Genomic DNA, 1,019 nt, shown 5'->3' on the forward strand with positions numbered 1-1,019 from the left:
GTGGTGTTTTTGCTCAACCTGCATTCGGATCTGTTGCTGCTGTTGATGGGCCTGTTTATCAGCGCCTATGCGATTTACAGCTTGGCGGTGAAGGCTCGGCCGGCGCAACTGGCGGCGGGCTGGGCGACTCCCATCGCCAGTTGAGCCTGATCTGCCGCGACATGCAGTTGAGCCTCAACAAGGAACCGGCGGACTTCGCCAAATTGCACAAAGCCGTGCTGTCCGGCCTGCTCAGCCAGATCGGGCAGAAAACCGAAGACGGCGATTACCTCGGCGCGCGTCAACGGCGCTTCTGGATTCACCCGTCGTCGGGCATCGGCAAGAAACGTCCGCAATGGCTGATGGCCGCCGAACTGGTGGAGACCACCAAGCTGTATGCGCGCATGGTGGCGAAGATCGATGCCGACTGGATCGAACCGTTGGCCGGGCACCTGATCAAGAAAAACCACTTCGAACCCCACTGGGAAAAGAAGCGCGGCCAAGTGGTGGCGTTCGAGCAGATCACCCTGTTCGGGCTGATCGTGGTCGGGCGCCGGCCCGTGCATTACGGGCCGATTGACCCGGTGGTGTCGCGCGAGCTGTTTATCCGCGAAGGCCTGGTGCGCGGCGAAATCCAGTCCCGGGCCAAGTGCCTGACGGCCAACCAGCAACTGCTGGAGCAGCTCGACGAACTGGAAGCCAAGGCGCGTCGTCGTGACATCCTCGCCGACGAAGAGACGCTGTATGCGTTCTACGATGCGCGCTTGCCGGCGGAGATCCACCAGACCGCGACGTTCGACAGTTGGTACAAGGTCAACAGCCAGAAAGACCCGCAATTGCTGATCATGCGCGAGGAAGACGTACTGGCCCGCGACGCCAGCGAAGTCACCGCTGCGCATTACCCGGACACCCTGCACCTGGGCGACCTGGCGCTGGCCTTGAGTTACCACTTCGAACCCAACCATCCGCGTGACGGCGTGACCCTGCGCGTGCCGGCGCCGCTGTTGCCGGCCTTGCCCGCCGAACGCCTGGAATGGCTG

2 pseudogenes are annotated in these 1,019 nt (G+C 62.7%); both read left to right on the forward strand.

The window, feature by feature from the left end:
- Positions 1-135 (forward strand): annotated as a pseudogene (locus L9Z73_RS31125) (sulfite exporter TauE/SafE family protein); the annotation flags it as partial.
- Positions 126-1,019, forward strand: a pseudogene (locus L9Z73_RS31130) (DUF3418 domain-containing protein); the annotation flags it as partial. The pseudogenes L9Z73_RS31125 and L9Z73_RS31130, both read left to right, overlap by 10 nt.

Origin of the sequence: Pseudomonas emilianonis (assembly GCF_023072625.1) — a bacterium.
Classification (GTDB): domain Bacteria; phylum Pseudomonadota; class Gammaproteobacteria; order Pseudomonadales; family Pseudomonadaceae; genus Aquipseudomonas; species Aquipseudomonas paraveronii.